The 12,931-nt window shown below is 62.4% G+C and carries 16 protein-coding genes; 8 read left to right on the forward strand and 8 right to left on the reverse strand.

The window, feature by feature from the left end:
- Window positions 1-54 precede the first annotated feature (54 nt).
- From AB3X07_RS06815 to AB3X07_RS06830, 4 genes are all read right to left on the reverse strand, one after another.
- Window positions 55-402, reverse strand: coding sequence for a hypothetical protein (locus AB3X07_RS06815; protein ID WP_369943674.1), 348 nt, complete (start codon window positions 400-402; stop codon window positions 55-57).
- 323 nt (window positions 403-725) lie between these two features.
- Complete coding sequence (locus AB3X07_RS06820; protein ID WP_369943675.1) at window positions 726-1,037, reverse strand: immunity 53 family protein; 312 nt, start codon at window positions 1,035-1,037, stop codon at window positions 726-728.
- 138 nt (window positions 1,038-1,175) lie between these two features.
- Complete coding sequence (locus AB3X07_RS06825; RefSeq protein ID WP_369943676.1) at window positions 1,176-1,421, reverse strand: Imm32 family immunity protein; 246 nt, start codon at window positions 1,419-1,421, stop codon at window positions 1,176-1,178.
- 220 nt (window positions 1,422-1,641) lie between these two features.
- Window positions 1,642-2,319, reverse strand: coding sequence for a DUF1287 domain-containing protein (locus tag AB3X07_RS06830; RefSeq protein ID WP_369943677.1), 678 nt, complete (start codon window positions 2,317-2,319; stop codon window positions 1,642-1,644).
- Window positions 2,320-2,568: 249 nt separating this feature from the next.
- Here AB3X07_RS06830 and AB3X07_RS06835 point away from each other — a divergent pair, with 249 nt between their 5' ends.
- The 3 genes from AB3X07_RS06835 to AB3X07_RS06845 all read left to right on the forward strand — a co-directional run bounded on the left by AB3X07_RS06835 (window position 2,569) and on the right by AB3X07_RS06845 (window position 3,956).
- Window positions 2,569-3,135, forward strand: coding sequence for a hypothetical protein (locus AB3X07_RS06835; protein ID WP_369943678.1), 567 nt, complete (start codon window positions 2,569-2,571; stop codon window positions 3,133-3,135).
- Window positions 3,136-3,216: 81 nt separating this feature from the next.
- Window positions 3,217-3,717, forward strand: coding sequence for a hypothetical protein (locus tag AB3X07_RS06840; RefSeq protein ID WP_369943679.1), 501 nt, complete (start codon window positions 3,217-3,219; stop codon window positions 3,715-3,717).
- Between the two features lie 47 nt (window positions 3,718-3,764).
- Window positions 3,765-3,956: a RebB family R body protein gene (locus tag AB3X07_RS06845; RefSeq protein ID WP_369943680.1), complete on the forward strand. Its 192-nt coding sequence runs from the start codon at window positions 3,765-3,767 to the stop codon at window positions 3,954-3,956.
- Window positions 3,957-4,028: 72 nt separating this feature from the next.
- Here AB3X07_RS06845 and AB3X07_RS06850 read toward each other — a convergent pair whose 3' ends face one another.
- The 3 genes from AB3X07_RS06850 to AB3X07_RS06860 form a co-directional block, all read right to left on the reverse strand.
- Complete coding sequence (locus AB3X07_RS06850) at window positions 4,029-4,436, reverse strand: hypothetical protein (RefSeq protein ID WP_369943681.1); 408 nt, start codon at window positions 4,434-4,436, stop codon at window positions 4,029-4,031.
- A gap of 335 nt (window positions 4,437-4,771) precedes the next feature.
- Complete coding sequence (locus AB3X07_RS06855) at window positions 4,772-5,095, reverse strand: hypothetical protein (RefSeq protein ID WP_369943682.1); 324 nt, start codon at window positions 5,093-5,095, stop codon at window positions 4,772-4,774.
- Between the two features lie 51 nt (window positions 5,096-5,146).
- Window positions 5,147-5,530, reverse strand: a complete 384-nt coding sequence (locus AB3X07_RS06860; protein ID WP_369943683.1) for a winged helix-turn-helix transcriptional regulator — start codon at window positions 5,528-5,530, stop codon at window positions 5,147-5,149.
- A 137-nt stretch (window positions 5,531-5,667) separates the two neighbouring features.
- On the opposite strand from AB3X07_RS06860, the gene AB3X07_RS06865 reads away from it, so the two are divergent.
- The 5 genes from AB3X07_RS06865 (at window position 5,668) to AB3X07_RS06885 (ending at window position 11,819) form a co-directional block, all read left to right on the forward strand.
- Window positions 5,668-6,675, forward strand: a complete 1,008-nt coding sequence (locus AB3X07_RS06865) for a zinc-dependent alcohol dehydrogenase family protein (RefSeq protein WP_369943684.1) — start codon at window positions 5,668-5,670, stop codon at window positions 6,673-6,675.
- A gap of 329 nt (window positions 6,676-7,004) precedes the next feature.
- Complete coding sequence (locus AB3X07_RS06870) at window positions 7,005-7,829, forward strand: DUF5694 domain-containing protein (protein ID WP_369943685.1); 825 nt, start codon at window positions 7,005-7,007, stop codon at window positions 7,827-7,829.
- Between the two features lie 256 nt (window positions 7,830-8,085).
- Window positions 8,086-9,225, forward strand: coding sequence for an MGDG synthase family glycosyltransferase (locus AB3X07_RS06875; protein ID WP_369943686.1), 1,140 nt, complete (start codon window positions 8,086-8,088; stop codon window positions 9,223-9,225).
- A gap of 193 nt (window positions 9,226-9,418) precedes the next feature.
- Window positions 9,419-10,285: a hypothetical protein gene (locus AB3X07_RS06880; protein WP_369943687.1), complete on the forward strand. Its 867-nt coding sequence runs from the start codon at window positions 9,419-9,421 to the stop codon at window positions 10,283-10,285.
- An 820-nt stretch (window positions 10,286-11,105) separates the two neighbouring features.
- A complete protein-coding gene (locus AB3X07_RS06885) occupies window positions 11,106-11,819 on the forward strand; it encodes a transposase (RefSeq protein WP_369943688.1) in 714 nt (237 codons plus the stop codon).
- Between the two features lie 40 nt (window positions 11,820-11,859).
- Here AB3X07_RS06885 and AB3X07_RS06890 read toward each other — a convergent pair whose 3' ends face one another.
- The gene (locus tag AB3X07_RS06890; RefSeq protein ID WP_369943689.1) at window positions 11,860-12,771 is read right to left on the reverse strand and encodes a CPBP family intramembrane glutamic endopeptidase; all 912 of its coding nucleotides are present in this window, start codon (window positions 12,769-12,771) and stop codon (window positions 11,860-11,862) included.
- Window positions 12,772-12,931: the final 160 nt, after the last annotated feature.

Consider the following 12,931-nt stretch of genomic DNA (forward strand, 5'->3'; position numbering starts at 1 on the left):
TCCATCCAACCTTGAAGAAAATCTGACCCATGAGGTGGGCGTCCGGGGACTGCCTTAGAGCGACTGGCCTGGTCGGATAACGCATGCCGGCAGCAACCAGTCGGGCAAACAGTGCTTGAGTGGTGCGTGTTTCCGCCGCAGTGAAGACGCGGCATGCTCCTGGCATCGCATTCCGATGTCGCCATCGCGGCCATGGCCGAATGAGCGTACTTCGATGTTGTAGTCCTTGCCCTTGGACAGGAACGCGTTTCCAACTTCGCCAAGGTATTCCTCGCCATCCACCTCGGCGGCGAATGTTGCATGGCGCTGCTTCTCCATGATGCCGCGGACGCCACCCGAAAATCTGGCGCGTCCTTCCGGGAATTGCCGCCAGTCGAACGTGGAGTGGTTGGATAAGTCCATGTCTGTCTTCATCCTGCCGGTGTGCGCGGCGCTGGATCCGGTGAGGCGATTCCCTTGCCTTTGCCCAGGTCCCGTTTGTACCGCCGTCTAGCTTCCGCCATCACGACAGGGAATTCAAATGAATGCGCGGGAGAGGGAAGCCGGAGGTGATCCGGCCTGGTCCGTTACGTGGCGCGGTCATTTATGAAGCTGACCCGGGTCCATGGAGCGAGCAGCCGCTGTACTCAGCCAAACAGCGGAGAAATCTTCCTTGACGGTCGAATCATCAGCGGCTGAGCGACGTGGATGTCAGCATGTGTGCAGCGTCGGCCTGCACACGTCTGTCAGGCGGCAAGCCCGGCCCACCGCAGGAAGACGTCGACGATCTCGTCGAGCTTGAGCGGCCCGCCCGCGGCACTGAACCGATTGTGCTCGACCTTGCAGGAGATCCACTCGTTCCCGCTGGTTTCCGCCTGTTCGAATAGGCCGTAATGGACAGGTGTGAAGTGCCGGCCCTCGAGCGAGGTGCCCGTAAGGTTGATCTCCAACTTCCAGCCTGGATTGTCCAGCGTCTCGATTCGCACGCCCCAGGAATGCTCCCAGTCCCCGTTGCACTGCTGCAGGTACCACTGCTGGAGAAGGGCGATGCTATCCATTGCGGCATGTGGTCCGGGTCAGCGATGCGACGGATGCGTTCCGCCCACGGGTGCGCTTGGATGTCATTTGGCGTATGCGGCATGTGGTCCGGGTCAGCGATGCGACGGATGCGTTCCGCCCACGGGTGCGCTTGGATGTCATTTGGCGTACTCCGGATTGAACACCACGAAGTGCGGAGACGATTCGAACGAGGGGTCCCGGTCGGACAGGTGCTCATGCTCCCATGAGCGACCTCGCGCCTCCATGTCGTGCGCACAGGACTCGAGAAACCGCGCGATGCGGCGAAGTTCTTCCGGCGTGGCAACCAGAGTGACTTCGGCCAACTCGGCAGGAGCGATGTCCTCGATCGGGAGTCCTTCTTCGGCGTATCCGTGTAGCTTCACTGGAACCTCTAGCTAGCATTACTAAAGCGGCGGTTAACAGGACTGTCGCGAGGCGTTGCGGCTCCGGTTAGGCGATGAACGCCACATTGGCCATTGCGTATAGCCTGCCGTATGAAAGGACCAGCTACCGAAGGCTTGATCAATGGCGTGGGAGTGCTGCGCCGCTATTTGGGTCCTAACCTTGTCACTGCCCGTTGGTTTTTATGGCGACCGTCATGTGTCAGGCCCCATCCGGATAGTACCGGTAGTGGCCCGTGATCGGATAAGCGAACAGCACGTCGTCCTCCGACGTGCCGGCACCGATGTTGTGCAGGATCAGGGGTCTATCGGTTCCAGGGGCGACGCGATCGGACACAATGCCGATATGCGGCAGGTTCCTGGGCAGGGTCCATGTCACGAGATCGCCTGGCCTGTAGTCGCCTGGCGACGCGGTGACGTGGAGGGATGCCCCCGCTCTGGTGAAGAAGGTGCGGAGGTTGGGAACGCGGCGATGGTCGATGTTCTTGTCGGTGCGCGTCAGGCCCCACATCTTCGGATAGGCGTTGAACGCGCGGCTCATGTCGTCGTGCACCAGGACCTGCAGGTCGAGTCCAATCGCTCGATACGCGCGCACGACGACGTCGGAGCAGACACCACGATCGTTCGGGACATCGCCGCCCGGGAATCCGATGGTGAAGTAGCTGGGATCGTAGCGCTCGCCAAGGCGAGTCCGTTCGCGGGCGGCGTCCACCACGGCTTTGGCTTTGGCTGGTATTGGACGCTCGTGGGCGGATGGCGCCCGTGGCGCCTCGACTGGAGGCTTTGCAGGGGGCTGCTGCTCGCCTGGCTTGCAGGACACCAGCATCAACAATGCCGCCGTGGCGCATGCTGCCAAAGATAGCGAAAGTGCGGGTTTCATGTAGTGATCTTCCTTGGGCGAAGCGCCTCTGGCGGGGCACTGGAATCAAGCCAATCCTCGAAGCGAGCGGCTTGCATGAAATGTTAGATCGGGCCTGGGGCGCATGAACAGGCCTAGTTCTCGCCTCAGCTGCCTCCGGCGTGGAGTCTGTGCCTCCTGGATCAGGTGGCGTGGAGCGCGCCAGGACATGGGTTAAGGGTAGGGGCGGCATCGACGCAGCCGATCAACACAATTCGTGATCCAAAGTCGATGGCGCAGTCGTTCGACGCGGTATGCTCAACTTCACACGCGTGGCTCGTCCGCGTCGCGGCGCATGCGGTCGAGGCGACGCACATCATCCTGCCAAGCCCATGCGAGGAGAACATGATGCTGCCGAATGCAAGCGACGAAACCGCGGGGCAAGCCACCGTACAGGCAACCGAGGCCGCCGAGCGGAGCGACCGTCGCGACGATCGCGTCACAGAGATCGTCGCGTTACCGACGGCGGCCGGCGCTGCATCCGAGTCCGCGCCCGCCGCGACCCACGCTGAAGCAACCGTACCGATCGGGGAGGGCGTTGCGATACGCATCAGCCATGCGTCGGGCCTGGCTGTGCTGTCGGCGGACACTTACTTCGGCGAGGACAGCAAGACCGCCTTGGCGGCGCAAGCCGCCTTGCTCAAGCAGATGGTGGCGACGGCCGACGATGCCCCGCAACTTCAAGGAATCGACCTGCCGGCCGATGCCATCGTTGCCGTGTCGGCGGTTGCACCGGGTAAGGGGGACGGGCAGGACGGCAACAGCGACTACGCACCGACGCATTCCGATGCCAGGTAGCCGCTAAGCGCACGCTGCATAGGCGGCCGCGCGTCGCCGCATGACGGCATCCACCACATCAACGATCGCAGGGAGCAGCGCATGACCGAAACCCCGGATACGAAGACGCAGGCCTTGTACGACTTCACCCGCCAATGGTTGGGCCGCGACTTGTCCGATGCCGAGCGCGCACAATTGCGCGCATTCGCAGTGGCGACTCAGAGCGCATCGCAGGGGACAAGCGAGGCGCTCCGTCCGGCTGCGTCGTCACACGCTGCCGAGATCGAGCGCGCGCGGCAGCGGATCGATGCGGCGGGGCGCAGCGTCGATACCGCCATGCGCGAGGGCGACCAGGCAGTGCATGATGCGATCGCGTTAGCAGCGGCGCAGGACATGGGCTTGCCGAAGGGACACGCGGGTCTGGATCTAGATGGAAGGCCGTCGGTGGACCCCCGCGCCGACCTGCTGGCCGAAACGATCAGGCGCGAGGTGCAGGCGCAGTTCGATCGTCATTTCGCCGTGCTTGCGCAGCAAATGCAGGAAATGGTCGACGCAGCGCGTGCGCAGAACGTGATCGCGTCGCCGCCATCATCGGCCGACTGAGCCGCCGCCCCCTTTGCGACACCATGCACGTCATCCACGAGCGAGGCATGGCGCTTCCCACAAGCGTCGACGCGCAGATCACCGATGCGGTCACCCAATTCAAGATGAAGGTCTTCAGCGAAGCGCCGGTACAGGCGGTGACGTCGCTCCACGAGAGCTTGGCGCATTGGGTCAGCCCGGTTGTCGAGCATGCTGTCCCCACGCCGCCATCTCCGTGTTACGTGATCGAGGAGGACTAGCGGTTGAGCTACCGAAGGCTGGGCTGACAGAGAAGCAAAGGGCGTTCCGACGCCCGCGCTCCTTGCGGTCGTCTATTTTCGGAGTGCCAGGACCACAAAGATGATGCTTAACGCGACGGACATGTTGATGTGCTGGTTGATTACTTCCAGAACTTCGGTGTGGCCAATGGATTGCCGATCCAGAACGGAACTCGCATATCGCTTGATCTGAAGAATGACAGCAAGATCGATGGCGTACAGCGCTGGAACCATCCAGAAGTACCGGGCCAATCGCGGGTCATGCCACAACAGCAGCAAGCCGGCCGCCATGATCAGGTAGGCGGTGCAGCAAACGAAGAACTGCCTGGCCTTTCCTAGCCGGTCCCATGCCTCCTGCAGCGAGTGGAGTTTTGCGATCTTGGCCCGATCTCCTGCGGCTCGAGAGATGAAGGCAGGCGAATCCACTCTGATGAAGCAGCCGACAAGAAAGACGGCGCCCATGAAGGCACAGAGAAGTGCTAAAGCTAGAATCACGAGCGTGTTTCCCCTGGAACATTCCATTTGCCTAAGCGTTGGTCGCTGGCACGTTCGCTTAGGCGAAGATTGGTGTGGTCGCGCGGAAAGTATCGCAAGATCTGCGTCGGTGGGCATCGTCCAGCGCCTGCAAAGGCGTTTGGGGGGGGCGCCACGGAGCGCGGGTGCGTCTATCCTGGCGTTGCGCTAGGAGGTGGGCATGGAGGGAGTACCCATCGGTAGCAGGGAGGCCTTAGTCAGTACAGCCGGCTTCCCGCTAGGAGCGGGCAAACATCGAAGAAGCGGTTAAGTAATGAGCGGTATCAGCCCTGTCTCTGCGCATTGACCGCTCTGCTCAGCATGATGTCGGACATGAGAGAGGGCCTGCGTCGATGTGACTGCTGCAATGCGGGGACATAGTCCAGGGAGAGTGCTTCGACGCCGTGCACGATGGACCAGAGTACGCCTGCGCCATCGTCTTCCGGAAAGCGCTCGAAGATGCCGAACACCACAGGCAGCACTTCCGGCGGCAAGTCGCTTGATGCCCATACTTCCTCGAGAAGCAGATCCAGTGGGCGCCAATCGCCATCGCGAGACGAGAAGTTTTCGATCTGCTGCAGGGTTTCAGAAAGGGAGCGCATGGTCATACTCGGAAAGTCGGTCTGGCCGCTTTCTGGAGGCTCGTGTGCGACGTCAAGTCACGTCGCCATCGCTTCGCCACGCGCGCATGTCGGGGCCGCGGACGCGCGCGGCATCTCGCTGCTGCGATACGACTCGCCCCATTCGCGCAGGCTGATCAGGACTGGCGCGAGGGATTCGCCCAGCGGCGTCAGCGCGTATTCGACCTTGGGCGGCACCTGCGGATAGACGTGCCGGACGATGACCCCGTCCTCCTCGAGCTCGCGCAATTGCAACGTCAACATGCGCTGCGTGGCGTTGGGGATCAGGCGCGTCAGCTCCATGAAGCGCTTCTTCCCAGGGAGCAGGTGGAACAGGATGACGGGCTTCCAGACCCCGCCGATCACCGACAGCGTGACTTCGACGGCGCAGCCGCTCTTGCCATCCGAACGTTTCAGACGCATGGTTGTACCTACAAAATTGATAGTACCTGCGGAAATTGTACGTTCTTGCGATGCAGGAAGTGCGTGCTGACAATGCCTGCAACGCGGCCTCGCCGCAACTTCCGTCCCGCCTCCATTTCCGCTAAGGATGTCTGCTCATGAAAGCCATCACCCTGCGCCAGCCCGCTGGTCTAGAGAACCTCCGCCTCGTCGATCTGCCCGACCCAGGCCAATCGGGCGCCGGCGAAATCCGCGTGCGCGTGCATGCAAGCTCGCTCAACTTCCACGACCTGGGCGTGGTGACCGGACGGATGCCCAGCGCCGACGGCCGCATCCCGATGTCCGACGGCGCCGGCGTGGTGGAGGCGGTGGGCGAAGGCGTGGACGAGTTCGCCGTGGGGGACGCGGTCGTCTCGACGTTCTTCCCGACCTGGCTGGATGGCGGACCGACCATCGCCGACTTCGCGACCGTGCCCGGCGATGGTGTCGACGGCTATGCGCGCGAATACGTCGTTCGCCCCGCGCATTGGTTCACGCACGCACCGCGCGGCTACAGCCACGCCGAAGCGGCGACGCTGACGACCGCTGGGCTCACCGCGTGGCGGGCGCTGGTGGTGGACGCGCGCCTGAAGGCCGGCGACACCGTGCTGGTGCTCGGTACGGGCGGCGTCTCGATCTTCGCGTTGCAGTTCGCCAAGCACATGGGCGCCACCGTGATCGCAACGTCATCTTCCGACGAGAAGCTGGCGCGTGTGCATGCACTGGGCACCGATTTCACGATCAACTACCGGCGCGATACCGATTGGGCGGCGAAGGTGCTCGACTATACGAACGGCCGTGGCGTCGACAAGGTGATCGAAGTGGGCGGACCCGACACGCTGGGGCAATCCATCCAGGCCTGCCGTATCGGCGGCCATATCGCCTTGATCGGCGTGTTGACCGGGATTGCCGGGCAGGTGCCGACGGTGGCGCTGATGCAACGCCACCAGACCCTGCAGGGGCTGATCGTCGGCAGCCGGAGCCACCAGCGCGACATGGTCCGCGCCATCGACGCAACCGGCATCAAACCGGTGGTTGACCAGACATTCGCGCTGGAAGACATCGCCGATGCGTTTGCGCACCAGGCGGCAGGCAAGCATTTCGGCAAGCTGTGCCTGTCGATCTAGGGCTTAAGCGAACCTGATGGCGTTACTGGGCCCGTGACCGACTGATACTTCCTCTGGCCCGTTGTTCTTCGGATTGCTAGCGTATGGCATTGAGGTGAGCCGCGGCGGGTATATGTTCCGCCGCTCTGCTGATGCGCTGTGCGAGGGATGGAAGCTGGCAAAGCGCTACGCCCTTTTTGGGGTGTCGTAGCAGAAGCAGCGCACAATGGCGAGGTCGTGCACCGTTTTTCGTCTGCCAAGCCGGCGATGGGCGAACACTATGCCCATCGCTTGAACGAGTGCTTTAATGCCAGCGTCGCCATCGGTTCTACCGTCCTGGAGCAAACGCCTTGAACGCCCATCGATTTTTTGTCGCCGCGTTGTTCGCTTGTCTGACCGCGTTGCCCACGCTCGCTGCCGCCGCGTCGCAGGCGCCTGTCGCCCCGGCGAACGTGATGATGCTTGGCTCGTTCCACTTCGAAAATCCGGGGCGGGACATGGTGAAGTTCAAGGTCTCCGACGTCATGTCGAAAGACAATCAGGCCTACCTCGCAGGCCTTGCCGCACGGCTCGCGGCGTTCCGCCCCACCGACGTGCTGGTGGAATGCGAGCCGTCCGAGCAGGCGAAATACGACGCTGCTTTTGCCCGCTATCGCGACGGGCAGTCGACCTTGCCGGCTAACGAAATCCACCAGATCGGCTTCCGCGTCGCCAAAGCCTCGGGAATTGCCGGAGTGACGTGCTTCGACGAGGGTCAGGTCGGCTGGGAGTCCGATCCCATGTTCGAGTACATCAAGGCGAACGACCCGGCCATGCAGGCGACGATAGATGCCGCGTTCAAGACGCTTTCCGCGCGCGCCGAACGCGAGCAATCGACTTTGCCACTGGCCGAGCTGTTGCGCCTCACCAACGATCCCGCGCGCGACCGCGAAAACAAGAATCTCTACATCAGCACCAATGCCGTGGATGCCGGTGGCAGCTTTGCCGGTGCCGATGCCGCGGCCAGTTGGTGGCACCGCAACTTCCGCATGTATGCCAACGTGCAGAAGGCCGCACAACCCGGCCACCGCGTGCTGGTCATTGCGGGGTCCGGCCACACGGCGATCCTCAAGGACCTGCTGGCGATCGACATGCAGCGCACTGCCGAGGATGTGAGTGGGTATCTGGCGCCGTAAGCCGACTGACGTTAAGGACCACAGCGAGACGCAACAGTGGGCAGACGGAATAGGTGTTGTAAATTGATATTTCCTCTTGCCTCGTTGTAAGCGACCTTCTTGTGCGGTAACCGTGAAGACGCACTACGCGCGCAATTTCTGCAGGCCAAAGTCGCTGCACAATGTTGATCGTCAAGAACTAAAGCCGGGTCAGCGTCGGAATTTTAGCCCTGTCTCCCTGCTTCATCCCCGACACCGACCACGCCGACCTCCAGCCATGACCAAACTTCTGATTCTCAGTGTAAGCGCCGGCAATGGCCATGTGCGCGCAGCACAGGCGCTTGCTGCCGCCGCACACGCGGTCGCTCCCCCGTGCACGGCTGTACATATCGACACCATGGCCAATGTGTCAGGGGCATTCCGCAGGATCTACACCGATTGGTACATCCAACTTGTGAATCGCGCGCCCGAACTCTGGTCGTATCTGCATCAGCGTAGCGACACCACGCCGCACCACGCGGCGTCGCAGCGCTTGCGCCGCGGCATCGAGCGGCTGAGCACCGGCGCGCTGCTGCGCGAGATTCGAAACGCGAAGCCCGATGCCGTGATTTGCACCCACTTCCTGCCGGCCGAGTTGCTGATGCGCGAGCGCAGAAACGCTCGCCTCGACTGCCCCGTCTGGTTGCAGATCACCGACTACGACCTGCACAACATGTGGCTCGTTCCCGAGATGACCGGTTACCTGGCAGCGAACGAAGAGGTCGCATTCCGGCTTCGCGCACGCGGCATTCCGGCCGACCGTGTGCATATCACAGGAATTCCGGTGATGCCGGCATTCTCGAAGCCCGACGCGCCGACGCTGGAGCGCGATGCGTGCGCGGCCGCCTTAGGTCTGGATCCATCGCGCTCCACGCTTCTGATGGCATCGGGTGGCGCTGGCGTTGGCGATCTTGCGAGCATGGTCGAACGTGCACTGGGCATGGCAAGCGATTTCCAGGTCATCGCCGTGGCGGGCCGCAATGCCGAAACGCACGCCAGACTGGCGGCGCTGGCGCTTCGCCATCCGGGCCGGATGATTGCGGTGGGCTTCACCGACGAGATGCACAAGCTCATGGCCGCTGCCGATCTGGTCGTCACCAAGCCCGGCGGCCTCACCGTGTCCGAGTGCCTGGCGCTGGGCAAGCCGATGCTGCTGATCTCGCCGATCCCAGGCCAAGAAGAACACAACGCCGGCTTCCTGATGGAAGAAGGCGCAGCATGGCTGGCCTACGATGCCATTGGCCTTGACTACAAGATCCAACGGCTGATGGCCGATCGGCCGAAATTGCAAGCCATGGCCGCTCGCAGCCGTGCACTCGGCAAGCCCCAGGCCGCAGCGACGGTGCTCCAACGTGTGCTGCAGAGCATGCCCGCATGATGCGTGCCGCGTGTGGAGCGCCCATCCGCCGCACATTGGTCCACTAGCCCGGATACTTGCGATGGCGGTCTCTTTCGCCAGTGGCGCGGTTCAGATCGAGGGGCTGTAGCGACCCCGTTTTCTGCGCCGTTTGACTCTGGCAGAGTTGGGTACACTTCAAGGCGGCCGCATCAATAGATCCGACGACACAGCGATGCGCACCGCACATTTTCAGCACACCCAAAGACCCAAGTTTCTCCAGGGCTGCTTCTATTGGAAAGGGCGTGGATATCACTATTCCAGTCCTGTCCCCGACGGAGTCCTGTCGCCTGATGGATGCACGAGCGACGATCCCTGGATCGCGCTCGCCTCGATCATGGAATGCGCGAAGCGTGGGGACTACAGCCGCATCGCCCAGCTGAGGAAGTGGATCTTGGATGCGCGTAGCGCCCCGACACTGGTGTCGGCCTGCCTAGGGCTGACCGCCGATGCGGGACTCGACCCGGACCTGGAATTCCTCGCCGAGCTCCTGATCGATGGACCCAACTACCTGCGCATCGAGGCCAGCCTGGCAGCGCAGTGGTCCGGCGTTCTTTGGCTGATCCCCTTCATGGTCGAGGCCTGGTGTGCGCTTGATCGTCGCGCCGACCGGAGTTCCGTCGAGGCGGACATCTCGAACCTGCTGGATGCCCGCGAAGGCGAACCCGCGTTCTTCTACACCGGTCTGGGCAAGGCCGACTACAGGAAGGCCGTCGAGGCGCGGCTCGCCGACCTGAAGGAGACCTGCGGCACCGACAGGGTCGCGATCCTGGCGGGAGAGCCCGTCGATGTGGACAAGCATGTCTGGCGGATGCGAAAGGCGCTGGTCCCCAAAGGCACCGACGAGTGGATCGACTGGAGTGACTTCCTGCTGTGGCGACGGAAGTTCGAAGCGTACTCGGGCGTCGATTGTTCCGGATTCTACGACGAGCGCGCCGAGTTCCAGCCGCGCAACGCGGCCGCCATCTTGGACAGGTACATGGCCTCCCCCCGGCATTTCGACGTGGGCGAGCGCTACTTCTTTGGGAATCTGGTTCGGTAGCAAGAACGACGGCGCCCTCGCGTCTGGCATCGATTCTTGGAGCGTGGGGCGTGCTGCCAAACCAGGGTCGGAGTTGGCCGGGCCATTCCTGCAACGGAATCGACCAAGCTAACAACGTCCTGATGTAGGCGCAGCCGTCGAGCACGCATACACATCGAGCTTCGGCTTGGTCGTCGTATCGGGCCAGCCGCCCGAATGAGTAGTCGGACGAAGGTCAGACTCACAGGATTGGAAAGCGCATTCTGATCCCTCTCTTTCTGTTTCCCGTGCATCGTAAAGCTAACTTGACCCCGATGCTGCTGCTTTTTACCACTGTTTTTCCACAATGTCGTCGGGTAAGAAGCCAATTGCACAGCTTTCACAGTAGTAGCCATTGACGAACTGCTGCAGTGGTGGTGTTTGCAACCTTTCGCCCTTGCATTCATCAACGGCAAGTTGATCTTTTCGCTGGTACCCCGACCGCTCTTCATCCCTTCCAAAGAGTTTTCTCGGACTTGCGGATCCAATGAGAAGTGTCTTCTCACGGAGGTGAAAATTGCTCAAGCACTTTGGGCATACGGTTAGGTTTCTAGCGTGATCCATATTCGGGTCGAGCGCACGGTAAGTTATTTAATTGAAGAGCAGGAGCGGACGTATCTTGCCTGCTCATGCTCACGAGGCTACAAGATGTCGCGCTCGGTTGGATGTTGACGATAGAAAACTGGGGTCGAGAAAACTGGAGTCAGAGTGCACTTCCCCTACGCAGAATCTCGATGTTACCCGATGGGGCTGCTCGTTTGGATGCACGACCCTGTACACACCACAGAGCGAAGGATCGCACATGCCACGCCGTCCCCGACTGGATCTCCCTGGTGTCGCTCAGCATATCGTGCAGCGGGGTAATGACCGGCAGCCATGCTTCTTCACCGATATCGACCGGATACGCTACCTGCAGGATCTGCACGAACTGTCGCTCAAGCTCAGCATCGCCGTGCATGCTTATGTGTTGATGACCAATCATGTGCACTTGCTGCTCACTAGCCAGCAGATCTGTGCGGTGTCAACGCTGATGCAGTCACTCGGTCGCCGCTACGTGCGCTACATCAATACTCAGTACAGTCGCACCGGCACCCTTTGGGAAGGCCGTTACAAATCGTGCCCGGTACAGCAGGAGATCTACCTGCTCCGCTGCTACCGCTACATTGAACTCAACCCGGTACGGGCTGCAATGGTTATTGATCCGGCGGACTATCGGTGGTCGAGCCATTCTTGCAACGGACTCGGCCAAGCCAACGCGCTGGTGCAGCCGCACGGGAGCTATCTAGCCATTGCGCCGGCCGCCGAGCGCACACACCGCTATCGTCGCTTCGTCCTGGATGCCATCGACCCGGACGAGACAGCTGCCATCCGTCTCAACCTGCAGCGCCAACACGCGCTGGGCAACGAGCGTTTCCGCGCGGCCATCGAGCGCCAGCTTGGCCGCCGTGTCGGACCCGCTGCGCGAATGGGTAGGCCGCTAAAGGTCAGGCCGACAGGGGAGGAAAGTGCACTCTGACCCCTGTTTTCGACGGGGCGACGCCGCCCTGGCAGTGGCGTTACCTGCTGGTCGGCGAGAAGTTCTGAGCTCCGCGCGTTTTTCGCCACTGGATCCACGCGATCGCGGCGACGAGGAAGACGCTGCACAGGTAACTGCCTTCCGGCCCTTGCGCGCCACCGGTCAGGGTGTCGAGGCCTTGCGGGCGCAGCGCCACCAGCAGCGCCGGCAAGTGCGCATCCATGCCGGTGACGGGCAGTTCGAAGCCGGTCGCGAGCAACCAGTTCCACCCCGCGTGCCAGCCCATCACGCCCCAGATATTGCCTGTCCGCAGCGCCCAGGCGCAGGCGAGTAGCGAGAACAGGAACGTGCCGAGCATGACCCGGGGCGGCTGGTGCGGACTGAAATGCAGGAAGCAGAAAACGAGCGACACCAGCAGCGCTGCCACTGCGACATTGGTCTTGCGCGCCACCACCGACAGCATCCAGCCGCGGAAGATGACTTCCTCCACGCTCGCCTGGAACATGAAACTCAATAGCAGCAGCCCGATGTGCAGCAGACTGACGGGCGACCGCCAGGCCTGCCCCAAGCCCGCCACCTGCATGCCGCCAGCCATCCAGATCGCGACTACGACCAGCGCGACCGTGCCGAATCCAACGGCCAGTCCGCGCAGGAAGGTTTTCAGCGGCGCCGGACCGGTCAGCCCGATACTCGCCAGCGAGCGCCCTTCGACGAAGCGTACCCAGGCGAGCACGGCCGCCAGCGTCGGCGCGAAGCCGATCCACAGCAGCGCATACAAGCCAGCGAGGCCGATCGGATCGCCGCGCGGCGTCGACCAATGTAGCGACTGCATCCACCCGTCCAGGGCGATCACCGGTACCGCGTTGAACAGGATCATCAGGATCGGCGTCAGCCAGGCCCAGGGCAGCCAGCCGCGGGCCGGATCGGGCGAATACAGGGCAACGGGGGTCATGCGGGGCTCCATGTCGACGTGATGGCCGCTGCAAGTTGCCATCCGCGCGGGGGCGTGACCACCCGTTTGCGACCAAGCCACAGAAGCCGCCGATGAATCACCCGGATCGCCGACGAAATGGCGCTGAGTCGTCGCCCGTGGTGTCCGCTTTGGGTGGCGG

It is taken from the genome of Xanthomonas sp. DAR 35659, assembly GCF_041242975.1.
Lineage (GTDB): Bacteria > Pseudomonadota > Gammaproteobacteria > Xanthomonadales > Xanthomonadaceae > Xanthomonas_A > Xanthomonas_A medicagonis.

Excerpts from the sequence above, each read along its gene's own strand:
- AB3X07_RS06885 (WP_369943688.1), top strand. The coding sequence starts at position 11,106 with ATGCCACGCCGTCCCCGACTGGATCTCCCTGGTGTCGCTCAGCATATC.
- AB3X07_RS06865 (WP_369943684.1), top strand. The coding sequence starts at position 5,668 with ATGAAAGCCATCACCCTGCGCCAGCCCGCTGGTCTAGAGAACCTCCGC.
- AB3X07_RS06840 (WP_369943679.1), top strand. The coding sequence starts at position 3,217 with ATGACCGAAACCCCGGATACGAAGACGCAGGCCTTGTACGACTTCACC.
- AB3X07_RS06890 (WP_369943689.1), bottom strand. The coding sequence starts at position 12,771 with ATGACCCCCGTTGCCCTGTATTCGCCCGATCCGGCCCGCGGCTGGCTG.
- AB3X07_RS06830 (WP_369943677.1), bottom strand. The coding sequence starts at position 2,319 with ATGAAACCCGCACTTTCGCTATCTTTGGCAGCATGCGCCACGGCGGCA.
- AB3X07_RS06855 (WP_369943682.1), bottom strand. The coding sequence starts at position 5,095 with ATGACCATGCGCTCCCTTTCTGAAACCCTGCAGCAGATCGAAAACTTC.
- AB3X07_RS06815 (WP_369943674.1), bottom strand. The coding sequence starts at position 402 with ATGGACTTATCCAACCACTCCACGTTCGACTGGCGGCAATTCCCGGAA.
- AB3X07_RS06820 (WP_369943675.1), bottom strand. The coding sequence starts at position 1,037 with ATGGATAGCATCGCCCTTCTCCAGCAGTGGTACCTGCAGCAGTGCAAC.
- AB3X07_RS06845 (WP_369943680.1), top strand. The coding sequence starts at position 3,765 with ATGGCGCTTCCCACAAGCGTCGACGCGCAGATCACCGATGCGGTCACC.
- AB3X07_RS06860 (WP_369943683.1), bottom strand. The coding sequence starts at position 5,530 with ATGCGTCTGAAACGTTCGGATGGCAAGAGCGGCTGCGCCGTCGAAGTC.
- AB3X07_RS06850 (WP_369943681.1), bottom strand. The coding sequence starts at position 4,436 with ATGGGCGCCGTCTTTCTTGTCGGCTGCTTCATCAGAGTGGATTCGCCT.
- AB3X07_RS06880 (WP_369943687.1), top strand. The coding sequence starts at position 9,419 with ATGCGCACCGCACATTTTCAGCACACCCAAAGACCCAAGTTTCTCCAG.
- AB3X07_RS06875 (WP_369943686.1), top strand. The coding sequence starts at position 8,086 with ATGACCAAACTTCTGATTCTCAGTGTAAGCGCCGGCAATGGCCATGTG.
- AB3X07_RS06835 (WP_369943678.1), top strand. The coding sequence starts at position 2,569 with ATGGCGCAGTCGTTCGACGCGGTATGCTCAACTTCACACGCGTGGCTC.